This is a genomic window from Halomonas sp. 113 (genome assembly GCF_904067645.1).
In the GTDB taxonomy this organism is placed as follows: domain Bacteria; phylum Pseudomonadota; class Gammaproteobacteria; order Pseudomonadales; family Halomonadaceae; genus Vreelandella; species Vreelandella titanicae.
The window spans coordinates 194,403-209,172 of record NZ_LR881453.1 but is presented as its reverse complement, the minus strand read 5'-3'; the positions used below and the strand labels follow the sequence as shown (position 1 = coordinate 209,172).

Here is a 14,770-nt window from a genome sequence, read left to right as displayed (position 1 = left end):
AGTGCGATGCTATTTTGACAGTCTCGCCGTCATTGAGATTAAGCATTCAATAAGAGCGTTTGAAAGGCCTTATAGGCCGCCACCACCGTTGCCATTTGCGCGGTATGCGCCTGCACAAAGGGCTCGCCGGTTAGGGTTTCATCAGGGTATTCAGTGATCAGCATCAATGGCGTTAATTGATTGGCATCTTCCGAGATTAGGTAGGGGAAGCCGTTCAACATCGGGAAGGTTAACGCTCCTGCATGAGTCTCAAATAACGCAATTTGCGCGGCATTAAATTCGACCAGCCCAGGCACTTGCGCAAGCTGCTGGGTAACGGCTTCCACCAACTGCTCGGCGGCTGTTTCGTAGCCTGGCTGATGGCGCAGGATCAAAAAGAAGCCCTTGGGAATCGTCCACATCTCAAAGCCGCGGGGCACGTAACCGCTTAACGGCCGCGTCCACTCATGGGCCGGGTAGCCGTGCAGATTGATATGCAGTCCGGCATTACTGAAAGCAAATGCCTGTTCACGAATAGCATGTTCAAATGGCTGCCCAAGCGGCTGGCTCTGGAGGTCATTACCAAAGGCGGTATAGCGCGCCGCGTGGTGCATATGGCGTGGCTGAGTGGCGACGAGCCGACCTTGCAATGCGTAGCCATCAGGGTTTTCCAGCGGCGAAATGACGAAGTGGGCCTCAGGCTCACCGCTAAGCTGCGCCGCAGCACGCAACGCCCCCACCACGCCGGAGGTTTCGTTGGCATGCTGCCCCGCACTGATCATAACGGCGCGGTCACTGCCGACGATATAACGCGCCTCTACCGCTCTCCCCGCTCGTGTCTTGGCGTGTAACGCCTGACCACCCAGCGCTGCCAATAACACCTCTATTTGTTCAACGCCGATGGCCTGCTGAGCGCTCTCCAGTTCGACCTCGGCCCGCGGCAGTTGGGAGGCATCCAAAGGCCGTAGGCTGACGTTTAAATAGGCTCGCTCCCCCTGAGAGGAGACTTCCGGCACAATCTGCCCCGGCTGAATGGATCGATCCCCCAGCGCCAAACCTGCGCGGCGCTGAAAATACTCCAGCGCTGAGAAATAGAGCTCTTCATGGAGCGCCTCGGCAAGGCTGATATGCTCATCGTCCAACGCTAAACGGCGGTCACTACAGGGCAACTGCACCGTAAAGTTGAGCTCTTCAAAGTAGGGCGATGCTGTCTGCCACTGGGTTGAGGATAACGTCGCCATCGCCGCTTGAAACAGCGCTTCATAGTCCGTCTCAACAATTGACTCGCTTACCTCGCCATTGGGAGAGGTGAGCCGCAGCCAGCCACAGGGTGAGCACTGTGCTTCATCTACATGATCTAAATGTTGACGGTTAGGTGCATCAACCCAATACGTTTCCCGCTCCCCAGTGCTACGCTCCACACGAACGCGATAATGAAGAGGTGTAGAAATAGTGGTTGAAATAGTGGTTGAAATAGTGGCAGGCGTAGCATCAACTTCTTCCCAGCGTAGCGCTACACCTTGCGGAAGTAGCGCCGCCAGCGGGTAGGCTTCCAGCAGAAAGCGGCGCGGCGCATGTGCTAACACCGGGTACTCAATTACCAGCGACCGCAGCGACGCCCACGAGAACTCCTCTAAAAAGAAGTGCACCAGGGGCTTATAGGCACTGCGCAGGCGCGCACTAATACCAGCAGCCTTGAAGGCCGTTTCTGTGGCTTGGCGTTCGCTTTCATCGTCGAAGACCCACGCCTCCAACTGATAGCCTTGATAGGCAGGCGTGGCGTACTCATCAAGCAAAGATCGCGTGGTGCGTGGAAACGAGCGCTCTAACAAGATCTCGATACGGGGATCGTTGGTCATAAGGAGGTGCGTCCGGTGGGATCCAAGGCATCCCGGAGCCAGTCACCCAGCAGGTTCAGCCCTAGCACGGTTAACAGAATAGCCAAGCCAGGGAACACACTAACCCACCACGCCGTTTGCAGATAGGTACGCCCTTCCGCCAGCATGCCGCCCCAACTGGGAATCACTGGATCCACGCCCAAGCCTAAAAAGGTCAGGCTGCTCTCAAGCAGAATATTATTGGCCACATTGAGGGTCATCAGCACGATGACGGGGCCAATCAGATTCGGCAACAGATGCTGGAACAGAATACGAATATCTTTCACCCCAATCGCTTTGGCCGCCAGAATAAATTCGCGGTCGCGCAGCGATAGCACCGAGCCGCGCACCAGGCGCGCGTACTGCACCCACTGGGAGATAATCAGCAGAATAATCATATTGGTTAGCCCGCCACCAATCACGGCGATAAAGGTAATCGCCAGCAGAATAAAGGGCAGCGCGAGCTGCACGTCGGCAAAGCGCATCACGATCATATCCAGGAACCCGCCGTAGTAGCCGGATACCAACCCCATAATGATGCCGATCACCACCGCCCCAAGGGCGGAGTAGACCCCAACTTTTAGCGAGATTTCACCGCCGATAATCACCCGCGCGAGCACGTCCCGGCCTAATGGATCCGTGCCCAGGGGAAAGCCAGGCTCCACCAGCGGCGGCGTTAAACGGTAGGCTAAGTTAAGCTCTGAACCTCCTCCGGGAAATAGCCAGCCGGAGAAGATCACCGCTAAACCAATACCGCCCACAAGCAGTACGCCAAGGATAAACTCAAGGTTTTTAAAGCGTTTCAATTTGTCGGTTTTAATAGCTGCGGTCATGGTTATTCCTTGCGCACCCTGGGGTCAACCAGGCCATAGGCGATATCAACAAGCAGGTTAATGGAGATGATCATTAACGAGAGCACGGTAATAACGCCTTGTAAGACGGGGTAGTCCCGGGCCGATACGGCTTCGAAAGCCAAGGTGCCTAGTCCTGGCCAGTTAAAGACACGCTCGACCACCACGATACCGCCCAACAGACCACCGAACTGCAAACCAAAATAGGTGATCAGCGGAATGGAGCAGTTACGCAGCGCATGTTTGTAGAGTACGACCGTGTTGGAAAGGCCTTTTGCCCGCGCCACCATGATGTACTGAGAGCGGAGGGTATCCAGCATAGTGGTTCGCACAAGGCGCACGTTGGTGGCGGTTAGAATGATCCCCATCGTCGCCGCGGGCATAATGAAGCTGGAGAAGCCCTCCATGCCACTGGGCGGCAGCAGATTAAAAGTGATGGAGAGCAGCAGCACCAGCATGATGGCCAGCCAGAAGTTAGGAAAAGAGAGCCCGATCAGGGAAAAAATCCTGATCATCTGGTCGGGCCACCTTCCCCGCGATACCGCGGCCTTAATACCCAGCGGTATCGATACCACGATAGACACAAACAGCGAGGCAAAAGCCAGCGCCAAGGTGGCGGGCAGCGCGCGACCAATCAAGTCACTCACTGGGGTTCCGCCCATAAAGCTGCGCCCAAAATCACCCACCACCAGACCGCGCAGGAAACCGATGTACTGGGCCAGGAAGGATTGATTCAAACCCAAGGCTTCACGAATCCTTTCCAGATCCGCCTCGGTAATACTACCCGCCCCTTGCGCCAGCATGACCGCCGGATCACCGGTTAACCTGATCGCAAAAGAGACGATCAGCGTCACGGCGATCACCACAAAGACGGCCTGCAGTATTCGATAAAGAAGAAATTTTGCCACTATGACCCCAAGCCTGAAACGCTTACATGAAGCTTTTGTGAAGTGTCAGTGTGAAGAGCCGACCGCCCTTTCAAGCGGCCGGATGGCGTCACGTTTATTCACTAACGTCCACGTTGGTTAAACGCATACGGTTATCCGGGGCAGGTTCAAAATTCTCCACCCGGTCACTGACACCGTAGAGGGCATTGATGCTATAGAGCGGCATTTCCAAGGCGCGATCCTGGGTATACTGCGCAATCGCCTGGAGCAGCGTTTCTCGCTCTTCCTGATCAGTAATGCTGCGCTGGGCTTCGAGCATTTCATCTAACTCAGCGTCGCTATCATAAGGATTCCAGCGTTCGCCCGTGTGGTACATCAGGTAAGCGGTATTGTCGAAGTCGAACGTCCAACCGCCCCATTTCTGCTGGAACATCTCCCCAGTGCGGCCTGCCGGGATAATGTCGTTAAGTAGCACATTGGTTTCATATGGCTGGATCGAAGCGGTAATCCCCACCCCTTGTAGGTAAGACGCCACTACCTGGGCCACCTCACCAAAGGTGGCGTCGTTACCGCGCACATCAATCTGTACCGTGGCGCCTTGCTCGACGCCCGCTTCATCCAGCAGTTTGCGAGCCTGCTGCGGATCATACGGCAGGGGCTTCATATCAGGGTCGTTACCGAAGGACTGAGCGCCCTGGAAACTGGCGATCATTTCACCCTCGCCAGCCAGGATGGAGTCGATAATCGCCTGACGATCCACGGCCATAATCAAGGCTTTACGCACGCGTTCATCGGCGGTAATACCGGATTGGGTGTTGAACCGAATCGCTTCCACCGTCGGCGAAGCCACGCTAACGATGCTGGCGCCGTCGTGGTTATTGATGGTGTCGATCATGCCGATAGGAATCGTCGGCGGAATAACGATATCAACCCGCCCAGCCTGCAGTTCAGCCACGGCGGTGGAAGGCTCGGAGATAAAGCGGTAAGTCACTTCGTCAAGTTTCGGCGCGCCGCCCCAGTGGTCAGCAAAGGCCTCAAGCTGAACGTCTTCACGAGGATTATATTCCACTACTTTGAAAGGCCCAGTGCCTACCGGATGGGTATTGAAGTGTTCATCACCATGCTCGGTCAGATACTCCGGTGGCACAATCATCGCCCCGTAGCCTGCTAGCTTAGTGAGCAGTACTGGGTCGGGCTCATTCAGGTGGAAGTCAACTGTGTACTCATCGATGACTTCCACGCTTTCAATCGCCGTGTAGTTGGAGCGCTGGGGCCCCTGCCCACCTTCCTCACCTAATAAGCGATCAAAGGTAAACTTTACCGCTTCCGCATTGAAGGGCTCACCATTATGGAAGGTGACGCCTTCACGCAGAGTGAAACGGATACGGGTACCATCATCCAGTTCCTCCCACTCGGTTGCCAGACCGGGCACCAGCTCTAAATCAGGGCCTCGATAAGTCAAACCATCGAAAATATTGGTGGCAACCGAGGCCCAATTCACCAAAAAAGTGTCGATGGGATCCCAGCTACCCGGATCTTGCGGCGAAGCAATCGTTAATGAACCAGCCTGCGCAGAGGCAGAGAAGGCAGCGCTCAGAGCCATACCGGCGATGGCACCATTGAGCACGCGTTTGTTTTGCTTCATGGGATTACTCCTGTTGTTGTCTCACAGTTTTTATACCATCAGGAAACTAACTATGATGCCAAACGCTCGGCGCTGCCTACTTCCTGGGCAACGAAATGACCGCTAGCCACCTGCACTAATGACCAATGTTCTGGCTCATCACCGACCTTACGAATGGGGCTAAGAATATCGCCCTGCAGCAATGTACGCTCCCGCCTCTGTGCGGGGTCGGCCACGGGCACAGCGCTCAACAGCTTGCGTGTATAGGAGTGCTGAGGCGAATCAAACACCGCTCGGCGCTCGCCTAACTCAACGACTTGGCCAAGGTGTAATACCGCTACGCGGTGGCTCATTTTTTCCACCACTGCCATATCGTGACTAATGAACAGATAGGCCAAGCCTTCGTCTTGCTGCAACTCCATGAGCAGGTGAATGATCTGCGCCTGGATGGAAACATCGAGGGCGGATAGCGCTTCATCAGCAATGATCAACTTAGGCTTGGAAGCCAGAGCGCGGGCAATACATACCCGTTGGCGCTGGCCGCCGGAAAATTCATGGGGATAGCGCTCAGCCTGATCAGCACTCAAACCAACGCGCTCAAGTAACTGATTAACGCGATGACGGATTGCTTTAGCACCGTGCAGCAAGCCGTGCGTACGAATGGGTTCGGCTATCGAAAAGCCCACGGTTTTGCGGGGATCCAAGGAGGCAAACGGATCTTGAAAAATGTACTGCACTTCTTGGCGCAGGCGCATTTTTTCTGCCCGGGACATGTCGGCCACGGCCTTGCCACCAAAGCGTATCGTGCCACTGGTGCTTTCCTGCAACTGCTGAATGGTGCGCCCGATGGTCGACTTGCCAGATCCCGACTCGCCTACCAGCGCCAGCGTCTCTCCAGGAAAAATGCTGAAACTGACATTTTCCACCGCATGGACGCGATGGCTAACCCCCCCAAAGAACCCTTTTCGGATATCGAAACGGGTGACTAAATTTTCTATCTCCACCACCGGGGCTTCATCGATTCTAGCGGTATCCTGCTGACGACTTTCACCCAGAGTGCGCGCAACATTTCCATCCAGCACCACTAATGGATCCATGCGTGGAAGAGCTTCGCCCTGCATACTGCCAAGTTTAGGCACCGCCGCTAACAGTGCTTGGGTATAGGGGTGTTGGGGGCGGGCGAAAATCTCCTCCACCGCCCCTTCCTCGACCTTTTCGCCATGGCGCATGACTACTACCTGGTCGGCCATCTCCGCCACCACCCCCATATCGTGGGTAATGAAGATAACAGCCATCCCTAGTTCCTGCTGCAGGTCACGCATGATGGTAAGTATCTGCGCTTGAATGGTGACATCCAATGCGGTGGTGGGCTCATCGGCAACCAGCACTTTTGGTCGGCAGGCCAGCGCCATCGCTATCATCACTCGTTGGCGCATGCCGCCGGATAGCTGGTGGGGGTATCGTTTTAACAGCGCTTCAGCATCGGCCAGGCGCACCAGTTTTAACAGTTTTACTGCTTCGACCCGCGCCGCGTCTTGGGTTAGCTTCTCATGCAATACCAGCACTTCGGTAATCTGATCGCCAATAGTGTAAACAGGATTCAGCGACGTCATTGGTTCCTGAAAGATCATGGCGATTTCCTTGCCACGTATCTTGCGCATCGCTTTATCGGAAAGCTGGGTAAGATCCAGTGGCTGAGAGCCGTTGGCATCGCGATTAAACAGTATCGAGCCACTGGTAATCTCGGCGTTCATGTACTCTACCAAGCGCATGATAGCCAGAGAAGTCACCGATTTACCCGAGCCAGATTCGCCAACGATTGCCGTCGTTTTACCGGGATAAACATCAAAACTCAGATTTTTAACAACCTGGTTGGAGCCAAAATTCACGCCCAAGGAGCGAACCGATAGCGCTGGTGTAATGGTCACAAGATGTATTGCCCCCTGCTCTTAGATAGCGTTTTTTTAAAACGTTAGTCGAGTAGACATATCCTTTCAAACTACTCATCTTATTAAACTTTTGTCAATACATCGTTATTAAGCACCTACTAATTCTTCTGCCATTAAAAAATTCGGCTACCTGTTAAGACATACATCTCGCGCACAAAAAAAGCCCCATCGCAGGAGCTTTTGATCGCAGTTAGTGCTGATGGGTGCTGTTACCCCACCCGGTGCTGCTTGAGCACGGTGAGGCTTCGCTCTTCCTCGCTTTGCGGCTGGGAAGGTGCTTGGCGGGTACCGACCAGCACATACCACTCTGCCTCTGAAAGGTAGGTTTGACACCAGCGGCCAAGGTCGGCTGCGCTCTCTTCGCGGCTAGAATCGCCACAGCGGTAGTCGTTCGCCAAATGAAGGAGGTCTTGACGGGCGGTACGCGCACGTGCGTTGCCACCGTGTACTTTTACCAGCGGGCAGCGTCGGTCATAGGCGGCGTTGGTTAACGCATTAAGCCAACGCTCCAATTCATGTGCCTGAATTCCACCATACACTGCCACGCTTGAGCTCCCTGCCCCGTTGAAAGGGCAATAGCCTGCCCGATTTAGGGGCCGCTGTCACGGTTAACCTTTACCCTTGTTTAGATGCAGTTCCAGGCCGTTTTATAGCGCCTGTTCAAAACCTTGTAACACGTTGACTACATTGACACCTATTTCATCTACAGCATAGCCCCCTTCCATCAGAAACACGCTGGGTAAGCCTACTTGGGCCAGGTGCTCACCTAACGCTGTGAAATCTTCGCTGGTAAAGGTGAAGGCACTTATGGGGTCACCTTCGAAGATATCGACCCCTAACGATACGATCAGGCATTCACACTCCGCGGCTTTAATTTGCGCCAAGGCTAGCTCAAGTGTGGCCATCCACCTGGTAACGCTGGTGCCCGGCGGCAACGGGTAATTGACGTTAAAGCCCTTACCTGGCCCTTCGCCGTTTTCATCAGCGTAGCCCAAATAGTAAGGAAATGTGACCTCAGGGTCGCCGTGCAGTGAGATAAACAGCACATCATCACGCTTGTAGAAAATCTGCTGGGTGCCGTTGCCGTGGTGAAAGTCGACATCAAGAATGGCGACCCGACGTTTGCCTGCATCCAGCGCTCGCTGGGCGGCAATGGCGGCATTGTTAAAGAAGCAGTAACCGCCAAACTGATCAAACGCGGCGTGGTGGCCTGGCGGCCGGCATAAACCAAAACTGGGTTCGCCGGTTTGTAACGTATGCTCTACCGCGCCTAACGCCACGTCTTTGCTCGCCATGGCGGCTTCAAAGGTTCCTGCTGAGATCGACGTTTCCGCCGCCAGCGCGTAGTAGCCTAGCTGACCGCTAACCGATCGCGGGATGCGGTCACCACGCATGGTTCGTGCGGGCCAAATATTGGGAATCGCCTCCCCCTCATGCCCAGCCGCCTGCCACTCTTGCCAACAGTTGGCTAGAAACGTTACGTACTCTTTGTCATGCACCGCTAATACGGGGGCTAACCCATAAGCGCTAGGGGTACGAATATCCCCAAGCCCGGACTGGTGAAGATGCTTTAGCACTAGATCAAGGCGTTCGGGGCACTCAAACGGGGTCACCAGCGCGCCGTCATGTAACTCCGTGCGCGCTTGGCGCAAACGGCTGTCCTCTGAGTAAAACGTCAGCATGTAGGTTCCTTAATCTACGCCTAACGGAAAAGAGTCTAGTTAGCTTCTAATTGTACAGGCCACTGCTTGGCCCAGCGGCGCTTTTGGCTCGGTGTCTGTTGCTTTAACTGATATTCAGCCCGGCTTGCGGCGGCGCGGTCTTCAAACGGTTCGGCACCCAGCAGTGCAACAGGCGGATTTGCACGGGTATAACGCGCCCCTTTGCCGGTGCAGTGCGCTTGATAACGCTTTGCCAGGTTATTGGTAATGCCCGTATAGGTGCCACGCTGGCACTCCAGCAAATAGAGATACCATTGCGGTTCGGCTTTGTGAGGCTGAACGATGCCACTATTCACCGCAACATACCTTTAATTTACGCCCACTACCACATAAGCACGGGTCGTTGCGGCGTGGTTTCAGGCGGGTAAGCGTGGGTGTTCCGTCTATATACCACCAGCGTTGCTGCTCTTTAACGAAGCGGGAGACCTCTTCTAATACATGCCAGCCTTTTTGCACTCGCCCCCTTTCATAAAAACAGGCACGAAAATGCACGTAACCGATATTGTCGAGCGGCGGTTCTGCGGAGACGATAGATAGCGACTTCCACTCAGCGTCAGGATCAGGCGCAAGCTCTGCAGGGCGGGTAGAGGGGTGCCATGTCGCCAACAGGTAGTCGCTACGCCCTAGCACAAAAGCCACATAGCGAGAGCGCATCAAAGCTTCAGGCGTGGGGGCAAGCCCGCCTTGGTGATAACGGCCACAGCACTTATCAAGCGTTAATAAGCTACCACAGGGGCAACTTGGATCAGTTGTGGAGGTCATAGAAAAGCTCGTTAGTCACATCTTTTATAGCCTAACCGATACGCCCTATGCGCGTCGCCCAACGCGTATCACTATTGTTCGATATTTATGCTGCGTTAGGTATATAGTAGTGGGGCAATACATTCAGACGATGGGGTACGAAACACGATCGATCATTCTTTCCAAAATTTTTGGAGGTTCTCCTATGAAGGTCTTTAAACCGGAATGGCAGTGCACGTTTAGCGTAAACGAAGGCGCGGAAGAATCAGCAACTTGGAAAGAGAAAATCGCGTGGCGGCTCAGGGGAGTTGCGGATCGGCTGGAAGGTGGTGGGCGCACGGTAAAAATCGATTATCGAGTGACGCCAGCGGTTAGCCAACAGGAAGTCGACACTTGCTTAGGCAAGGGCTTCGAAGTAACTCAACGCCTGCTAACGCAGTTAGCCCAACAGCAGGCGTGCGAAGATGTGATGCGCCATGCCAAAGCTGAGCTGTTTGAACAACATCCTCAGCACTGAAAAAGCGACATGGTATGAAAGCACTACAAAAAATCCCACCCCATTAGCCGGGTGGGATTTTTTTGGGCAGTTATTAGCTAGTTAGACAGTCTTCTCTAACGCTTTACCCATCTTCGTTAGAAAATCCTCACACGCTTCAAGCTGCTCAATATCAATATATTCATCGGGCTGATGCGCCTGGGCGATGCTGCCAGGGCCAAGAATTATTGTCTGCAAGCCCTGGCCCTGGAACTGCCCCGCTTCCGTGGCGTAAGCCACCGCGTGGTCGCAGCACCCTGCGGGCAAATGGTCTTTGGCTAGGCGAAGTACCTGATCGTTTTCGCGGTCGGCCAGGCCCGGCACTGTCACGTTTAGCGGCTCAGTAGTAATTTCAACGTGCTTGCCTTTGGCCTGCAGCTCAGCGCTTAGCTGGGCGCAATAGGCCTCAAAGCGCGCGTATATTTCGTCGAAGGTGTCCGTGGGCAGATGGCGAATTTCCCACTCGAACTGGCACTCCCGCGCCATAATATTGATCGCCGTACCACCTTTTATTTTGCCGACGTGCAGGCTGGTGTGAGGCACGTTAAAGGCCTCATCGATGCGCCCCTCTTCCACCAACGCCGCCATGGTGTCCTCAATAAAGGTCACTAGCCTTGCCGCTACGTGGATGGCTGAGGTGCCTTGATTGACCTGGCTGCTGTGAGCTTCCTGACCAATCACGGTGGTACGCAGATTGGTCGCCCCTTTCTGCGCTACCACTGGCTGCATGCTGGTGGGCTCGCCGACAATCACATGGGCGGTGGTGGAGTAGTGTTCGTAAAAGCGCTTAATGAGGCTTGGCGCACCCACGCAGCCGATCTCTTCGTCATAGGAGAAACCCAGATAAATCGGCTGCTGCAGAGGCGCTTTCGTCCAAGTGGGCACCATCGACAATACGCAGGCGATAAAACCTTTCATATCGCAGGTGCCGCGCCCATAAAGGCGCCCACCGCCACCATCACGCAGGGTGAACGGATCGCTCGACCACGGCTGCCCCGCCACCGGTACCACATCGGTATGCCCGGAAAGCATCACACCGCCCGGCGCCTCTGGGCCAATTCTTGCGATCAGGTTGGCCTTGGTACCGCAGGGGCTCATCACCCGCTCGGCGCTAACGCCATACTCGGCCAAATAGCCTTCCACATACTCAATCAGCGCCAGATTAGATTCACTGGAAGTGGTATCGAATGACACCAGCTTCGTCAGTAAAGTGGTCACGTCAGTCATACTGCTCTCGTTAGTTGGACTCTTCCTATCACACTATCATCGCCCTCTTCCTTTTCCTACTCAGTAGGCCTGCTGGCAGCGCAATGTTGACTGTCACGGCAGGTTCATCGTGCATTCACTAAAACGTCATCTACACTTCTTAATGTTCAGTGCATCTAAAAATCTCAACAAACGCATTGCACGCCTGACTAAGTTCAGGCCTATAAGGAGCTTGTTATGTCTCGTTTCACACTGCACGCGCTTGCCGTAGGGGTGGCGACGGCCAGCCTAAGCCTGTCTGCTCAGGCGGCAACAGAGATTAGCTGGTGGCACGCCATGGGCGGCCAACTGGGCGAAATTCTCGAAGAGATGACCCAAGACTTCAACGAGTCTCAAGACGACTACCACGTTACTCCCAGCTATCGCGGCACCTATACCGAAACGATGACGGGCGCGATCGCCGCCTTCCGTGCCAACGAGCAGCCGCATATCCTGCAGGTGTTTGAAGTCGGCACTGGCACCATGATGAACGCCAAAGGCGCCATCTACCCAGTGTACGAGCTGATGGAAGAGCATGGCCGCGCTTTCGATAAAGAAGCCTTCCTGCCCGCCGTCGTGGGTTATTACACCGACACCAACGGCAATATGCTTTCTTTCCCGTTTAACTCCTCTACGCCAATCATGTACTACAACCGGGACATGTTTGAAGAAGCAGGCCTGGATCCCGAGCAGCCCCCACAAACATGGGACGAAGTGGCCGATTTTTCACGCCAAATTGTCGACTCTGGTGCGGCCAGCTGTGGCTTTACCACCTCCTGGCCTAGCTGGGTCATGCTGGAAAACTTCTCCGCTTGGCATAACGTGCCGCTAGGTACACTGGAAAACGGCTTTGGCGGTATGGAAACCGAGTTTACCTTCAACAATGAGCTGGTCGCTCGCCACTGGGACAACCTCCACGACTGGCAGGAAGAAGGTGTCTTTAAATGGGGTGGCCCCGGCTCCGGCCCCGACTCTGAGCCGATGTTCTACTCCCAGGACTGCGCGATTTTCTTCGGCTCTTCTGCTTCACGTGCGGATGTCGCCGCCAATTCAGAATTTGAAGTTGGCTTTGGCATGCAGCCCTACTACGACGACGTAGAAGGCGCACCGCAAAACTCGATTATCGGTGGCGCCACCCTGTGGGCACTGCAGGGCCATAGCGACGAAGAGTACGAAGCCGTTGCGGCGTTCTTTGAGTACCTCTCCCAGCCCGAAGTACAGGCACAGTGGCACCAGCAAACTGGCTACCTGCCCATCACTCAGGCCGCTTGGGATCTGAGCCAAGAACAGGGCTACTACGAAGAGAATCCAGGCGCGGATATTTCGCTGAAACAGATGACTCTCAACGAGCCGACCGAGAACTCCAAAGGCCTACGCTTTGGTAACTTCGTGCAGATTCGCGACATCATCTCCGAAGAGATGGAAGCGGTGATGACCGGTGACAAATCGGGTCAGGAAGCAGCGGATGAAGCAGTAGCACGCGGCAATGATCTGCTCCGTGATTTTGAAGCTGCCAACCAGTAAATAAGTACTCACTTCGCCGCCTACCCTTCTGGGTAGGCGGCGATTTCGTTTGTTGATGCTTGTTTTTGCTAACAATTTGCAGAGCTGCCCATGCAAACCAAACGCATGACCTACCCTGGTCGCTTTTTGCCCTACGCGCTGCTGACGCCCCAGGTGATTGTGACACTGATTTTCTTTATCTGGCCTGCGGGCCAGGCGCTGTATCAGTCGCTACTGCGCGAAGACGCCTTTGGGCTGCGCTCAACGTTTGTGGGTCTTGAGAACTTTGCCCGTCTATTTCGTGACGGCAGTTATGTCAATTCGCTATCGGTGACGGTGGTATTCGCCGTGGGCACTACCCTGCTATCGATGACAGTGGCGCTTTTATTGGCCAGTACCGTCAACCGGATGATTCGCTCACGCAGCACCTACACCACGCTACTGGTGTGGCCCTACGCCATCGCCCCCGCGCTTGCGGGCGTGTTGTGGTGGTTTATCTTCAACCCCTCTATCGGCATTGTGCCCTATATGCTGGAAATGGTGGGTTACCAGTGGAACCACCGTAACTCGGGCAGTGACGCCATGCTGCTGGTGATTTTTGCCGCCGCCTGGAAGCAGATATCCTATAACTTTTTGTTTTTCCTGGCGGGCTTACAGTCAATCCCGCAATCGCTGATTGAAGCCGCCTCCATTGACGGCGCCAGCCCGACTAAGCGCTTCTGGACGATTATTTTCCCGCTGCTCACGCCGACCACTTTCTTCTTGCTGGTGGTTAATGTGGTGTATGCCATGTTCGACACCTTCGCGATCATCCACGCCACCACCGCAGGCGGCCCGGCCCAGGCCACTAACATACTGGTTTACAAAGTGTATGCCGACGGTTTTGTCGGGCTAAACCTTGGCTCGTCCGCGGCTCAGTCGGTGATTCTGATGGTGATTGTGGTGGCATTAACGATGATTCAATTCCGCTTTATTGAGCGCCGAGTCAATTACTAAGCCTTTGGGAGAACGTTAATGGTTGAAAACCGCCCTTGGGCTAACCTGATAGCCCATATTGTTTTGATCTCTGGTGTCGCGCTGGTGGTTTTTCCGGTGTATGTCGCGATCATCGCCTCTACCCATTCCCTATCGGGTTTGCTGCAGGGTACGCTGCCACTGCTGCCCGGTGGCCACGGGATCGAAAACTACACGCGCATGTGGCAGTCGGGCGTCTCCAATGCCGGCGCACCGCCGGCCGCCCTGATGCTGTGGAACAGTTTTATAATGGCCATGGCGATCACAGTGGGTAAGCTGTCTATTTCGCTGCTTTCCGCCTTTGCCATCGTCTACTTCCGTTTCCGCTTCCGGATGTTCTTCTTCTGGGTGATCTTCGTCACGTTGATGCTGCCGGTGGAAGTGCGCATTATTCCGACTTTTCAGGTCGTTGCGGATCTTAAAATGCTCAATAGCTTTGCCGGGCTATCGATCCCGCTGATTGCCTCGGCTACCGCAACCTTCTTGTTCCGCCAGTTCTTTATGACCATTCCCGAAGAGATGCTCGAAGCCGCCCGGGTCGATGGCGCCGGGCCACTGAAGTTTTTTAAAGACATCTTAATGCCGCTGTCGGTGACCAATATCGCCGCGCTGTTTGTGATCATGTTTATCTACGGCTGGAACCAGTACCTCTGGCCGTTAATTATCACTACCGACCCTGATTATTACACCATCGTAATGGGCATTCAGCGCATGACCTCGGAAGAGAACCCACAGTGGCAATTAGTGATGGCCGCGGTGGTCATGGCAGCGCTGCCGCCTGTATTAGTGATTCTGTTTATGCAACGCCTATTTGTGAAAGGCCTGACCGAGACGGAGAAATAAG

The 14,770-nt window shown here is 54.6% G+C and carries 14 protein-coding genes; 4 read left to right on the top strand and 10 right to left on the bottom strand.

Going from position 1 to position 14,770, the window contains the following annotated elements; translation table 11 throughout:
* Positions 1 to 38: 38 nt before the first annotated feature.
* From YERSI8AC_RS01160 to YERSI8AC_RS01120, 9 genes are all read right to left on the bottom strand, one after another.
* The gene (locus YERSI8AC_RS01160; protein ID WP_159175931.1) at positions 39 to 1,838 is read right to left on the bottom strand and encodes a peptidase M14; all 1,800 of its coding nucleotides are present in this window, start codon (positions 1,836 to 1,838) and stop codon (positions 39 to 41) included.
* Positions 1,835 to 2,689 carry an ABC transporter permease gene (locus YERSI8AC_RS01155; protein ID WP_009287872.1) on the bottom strand — a complete coding sequence of 285 codons (855 nt, stop codon included), beginning with the start codon at positions 2,687 to 2,689 and terminating at the stop codon, positions 1,835 to 1,837. The genes YERSI8AC_RS01160 and YERSI8AC_RS01155 overlap by 4 nt, the downstream gene beginning before the upstream one ends.
* A gap of 2 nt (positions 2,690 to 2,691) precedes the next feature.
* Positions 2,692 to 3,615: an ABC transporter permease gene (locus YERSI8AC_RS01150; protein WP_009287871.1), complete on the bottom strand. Its 924-nt coding sequence runs from the start codon at positions 3,613 to 3,615 to the stop codon at positions 2,692 to 2,694.
* A 94-nt stretch (positions 3,616 to 3,709) separates the two neighbouring features.
* Positions 3,710 to 5,239, bottom strand: a complete 1,530-nt coding sequence (locus tag YERSI8AC_RS01145; RefSeq protein ID WP_159175930.1) for an ABC transporter substrate-binding protein — start codon at positions 5,237 to 5,239, stop codon at positions 3,710 to 3,712.
* A 50-nt stretch (positions 5,240 to 5,289) separates the two neighbouring features.
* Positions 5,290 to 7,146: an ABC transporter ATP-binding protein gene (locus YERSI8AC_RS01140; RefSeq protein WP_159175929.1), complete on the bottom strand. Its 1,857-nt coding sequence runs from the start codon at positions 7,144 to 7,146 to the stop codon at positions 5,290 to 5,292.
* A gap of 230 nt (positions 7,147 to 7,376) precedes the next feature.
* Positions 7,377 to 7,712, bottom strand: a complete 336-nt coding sequence (locus YERSI8AC_RS01135) for a hypothetical protein (protein ID WP_022520776.1) — start codon at positions 7,710 to 7,712, stop codon at positions 7,377 to 7,379.
* Between the two features lie 102 nt (positions 7,713 to 7,814).
* Entirely contained in the window at positions 7,815 to 8,849 is a 1,035-nt protein-coding gene (locus YERSI8AC_RS01130) for a histone deacetylase family protein (protein WP_022520777.1), read from the bottom strand.
* Positions 8,850 to 8,884: 35 nt separating this feature from the next.
* Positions 8,885 to 9,184: a GIY-YIG nuclease family protein gene (locus YERSI8AC_RS01125; protein ID WP_022520778.1), complete on the bottom strand. Its 300-nt coding sequence runs from the start codon at positions 9,182 to 9,184 to the stop codon at positions 8,885 to 8,887.
* On the bottom strand, positions 9,177 to 9,650 hold the full coding sequence (locus YERSI8AC_RS01120) for a YchJ family protein (RefSeq protein WP_022520779.1): 474 nt from the start codon (positions 9,648 to 9,650) through the stop codon (positions 9,177 to 9,179). Before YERSI8AC_RS01120 ends, YERSI8AC_RS01125 begins: the two co-directional genes overlap by 8 nt.
* Before the next feature lie 184 nt (positions 9,651 to 9,834).
* Here YERSI8AC_RS01120 and YERSI8AC_RS01115 point away from each other — a divergent pair, with 184 nt between their 5' ends.
* Positions 9,835 to 10,146 carry a hypothetical protein gene (locus tag YERSI8AC_RS01115; protein WP_022520780.1) on the top strand — a complete coding sequence of 104 codons (312 nt, stop codon included), beginning with the start codon at positions 9,835 to 9,837 and terminating at the stop codon, positions 10,144 to 10,146.
* Positions 10,147 to 10,227: 81 nt separating this feature from the next.
* On the opposite strand, the gene argE is transcribed toward YERSI8AC_RS01115, so the two are convergent.
* The gene (gene argE / locus YERSI8AC_RS01110; RefSeq protein ID WP_022520781.1) at positions 10,228 to 11,391 is read right to left on the bottom strand and encodes an acetylornithine deacetylase; all 1,164 of its coding nucleotides are present in this window, start codon (positions 11,389 to 11,391) and stop codon (positions 10,228 to 10,230) included.
* A 216-nt stretch (positions 11,392 to 11,607) separates the two neighbouring features.
* Between argE and ugpB the strand changes: the two genes are divergently transcribed.
* The 3 genes from ugpB to ugpE all read left to right on the top strand — a co-directional run bounded on the left by ugpB (position 11,608) and on the right by ugpE (position 14,769).
* On the top strand, positions 11,608 to 12,933 hold the full coding sequence (ugpB, locus tag YERSI8AC_RS01105; protein ID WP_144813989.1) for a sn-glycerol-3-phosphate ABC transporter substrate-binding protein UgpB: 1,326 nt from the start codon (positions 11,608 to 11,610) through the stop codon (positions 12,931 to 12,933).
* Between the two features lie 90 nt (positions 12,934 to 13,023).
* Positions 13,024 to 13,908, top strand: coding sequence for a sn-glycerol-3-phosphate ABC transporter permease UgpA (gene ugpA / locus YERSI8AC_RS01100; RefSeq protein WP_022520783.1), 885 nt, complete (start codon positions 13,024 to 13,026; stop codon positions 13,906 to 13,908).
* 18 nt (positions 13,909 to 13,926) lie between these two features.
* Entirely contained in the window at positions 13,927 to 14,769 is an 843-nt protein-coding gene (gene ugpE, locus YERSI8AC_RS01095) for a sn-glycerol-3-phosphate ABC transporter permease UgpE (RefSeq protein ID WP_022520784.1), read from the top strand.
* Position 14,770: the final 1 nt, after the last annotated feature.

Bases quoted from the DNA above. Each gene is read 5' to 3' on its own strand.
- ugpB (WP_144813989.1), top strand. From the start codon at position 11,608: ATGTCTCGTTTCACACTGCACGCGCTTGCCGTAGGGGTGGCGACGGCC.
- ugpE (WP_022520784.1), top strand. From the start codon at position 13,927: ATGGTTGAAAACCGCCCTTGGGCTAACCTGATAGCCCATATTGTTTTG.
- YERSI8AC_RS01160 (WP_159175931.1), bottom strand. From the start codon at position 1,838: ATGACCAACGATCCCCGTATCGAGATCTTGTTAGAGCGCTCGTTTCCA.
- YERSI8AC_RS01130 (WP_022520777.1), bottom strand. From the start codon at position 8,849: ATGCTGACGTTTTACTCAGAGGACAGCCGTTTGCGCCAAGCGCGCACG.
- YERSI8AC_RS01155 (WP_009287872.1), bottom strand. From the start codon at position 2,689: ATGACCGCAGCTATTAAAACCGACAAATTGAAACGCTTTAAAAACCTT.
- YERSI8AC_RS01120 (WP_022520779.1), bottom strand. From the start codon at position 9,650: ATGACCTCCACAACTGATCCAAGTTGCCCCTGTGGTAGCTTATTAACG.
- YERSI8AC_RS01115 (WP_022520780.1), top strand. From the start codon at position 9,835: ATGAAGGTCTTTAAACCGGAATGGCAGTGCACGTTTAGCGTAAACGAA.
- argE (WP_022520781.1), bottom strand. From the start codon at position 11,391: ATGACTGACGTGACCACTTTACTGACGAAGCTGGTGTCATTCGATACC.
- YERSI8AC_RS01145 (WP_159175930.1), bottom strand. From the start codon at position 5,239: ATGAAGCAAAACAAACGCGTGCTCAATGGTGCCATCGCCGGTATGGCT.
- ugpA (WP_022520783.1), top strand. From the start codon at position 13,024: ATGCAAACCAAACGCATGACCTACCCTGGTCGCTTTTTGCCCTACGCG.